The organism is Candidatus Nitrosotalea sp. FS, assembly GCF_011319475.1.
In the GTDB taxonomy this organism is placed as follows: domain Archaea; phylum Thermoproteota; class Nitrososphaeria; order Nitrososphaerales; family Nitrosopumilaceae; genus Nitrosotalea.
The window spans coordinates 1-1,552 of sequence record NZ_RCMC01000173.1 but is presented as its reverse complement, the minus strand read 5'-3'; the positions used below and the strand labels follow the sequence as shown (position 1 = coordinate 1,552).

The window sequence follows — 1,552 nt, the reverse complement described above, 5'->3', positions numbered from 1 at the left end:
GTCTGAGTGAGTAATCCAGGTGGTGGAGGAGGAAGTGGCGGATGCGTGGTGAGGATGGGCGGCAGCGGGCGATACTGGTCGTAATCAATCCTGAGCAACGGGTGCCGAAGGGACATCCGCTGCGGCGCATCAAAGCCGTGGCAGACGCGGCGCTGGCGCAGCTTTCGCCGCTGTTCGATGAGATGTACAGCACAGTGGGGCGGCCGTCGATTCCGCCCGAGCGGCTGTTGAAGGCGTCCTTGCTGATGGCGCTGTACACGGTGCGCAGCGAGCGGCTGTTGTGCGAGCAACTGGACTACAACTTTTTGTTCCGCTGGTTTCTGGACCTGGAGGCCGACGAGGCGAGCTTCGACCACTCGACCTTTTCGCGCAACCGCGCGCGGTTGTTGGAGCACGAGGTGGCGGGCGAGTTCTTCCGCGCCGTGGTGGAACAGGCGCGCGGGCTTAAGCTGCTCTCGGACGAGCACTTTACGGTGGACGGGACGCTGGTCGAGGCGTGGGCTTCGCTCAAGAGCTTCAAGCGCAAGGATGCCAGCCCGAGTGAGCCGCCCGATGATCCAGGCAACCCGACGGTGAACTTCCACGGCGAGCGCCGCTCCAACGCGACGCATCAGTCCACCACCGACCCCGAGGCCCAACTGGCCAAGAAGGGCGCGGGCAAGGAGGCCAAGCTTTGCTACTCGGCCAACGCGCTGATGGAGAACCGCCACGCCCTGTTGGTGGACTTCCAAGTCGAACCGGCCGACGGCTACGCCGAGCGGCGCGCGGCCATCGCGATGGTCGATGAACGCTTGCCCGGCCGCCGGCGGGTCACGCTGGGCGGGGACAAGGGCTATGACACCAGCGACTTTGTGGCCGACTGCCGCGCGCTTGCGATCACCCCGCATGTGGCGCGCAACCAGGCGCGGCGGGGCGGCTCCGCACTCGACGCGCGCACCGTGCGGCATCCGGGTTACTCCGTCAGTCAATGGATCCGCAAGCAGGTCGAGGAGGCCTTCGGCTGGATGAAGACCATCGGCGGCCTGCGCAAGACTCGCTATCGCGGCCGCGAGCGGGTGCAGATGCACGCCTACCTGGTCGCCGCCGCCTACAACCTGATTCGAATCGCCAAGCTCAGCCCGGCTCCCGCATGAAGCAGCGGTCTCACACCTCCTCCACCCCGCGCAGCGGATAAAAAGCCGCCGCCGAGTAGAGCTTAACCCTGACTTACCCGGACCCAAACAGCGATGNGGGCAAAGAGGCCAAGCTTTGCTACTCGGCCAACGCGCTGGCCGAGAACCGCAATTTCCTGCTGGTCGACTTTCAGGTCGAGCCGGCCGACGGCAGAGCTGAGCGGCGCGCGGCGGAGGCGATGGCCGACGAGCGGCTGGCGGGCCGGGGCCGCATTACTTTGGCTGGGGACAAGGGCTACGATACGCACGGCTTCGTCGCGTCGTGCCGCGCGCTCAAGATCACCCCGCACGTGGCCCAGAATCACGCGCGGCCGGGGGGTTCCGCGCTCGACGCGCGCACCACCCGCCATCCGGGTTATGCGGTCAGTCAATGGCTGCGC

At 66.7% G+C, this 1,552-nt stretch carries 1 protein-coding gene; it reads left to right on the top strand.

Going from position 1 to position 1,552, the window contains the following annotated elements; all coding sequences use genetic code 11:
• Positions 1 to 41 precede the first annotated feature (41 nt).
• Positions 42 to 1,133 (top strand): IS5 family transposase, encoded by a 1,092-nt coding sequence (locus DYY66_RS06330; RefSeq protein WP_166287182.1) that lies wholly within the window; start codon positions 42 to 44, stop codon positions 1,131 to 1,133.
• Positions 1,134 to 1,552: the final 419 nt, after the last annotated feature.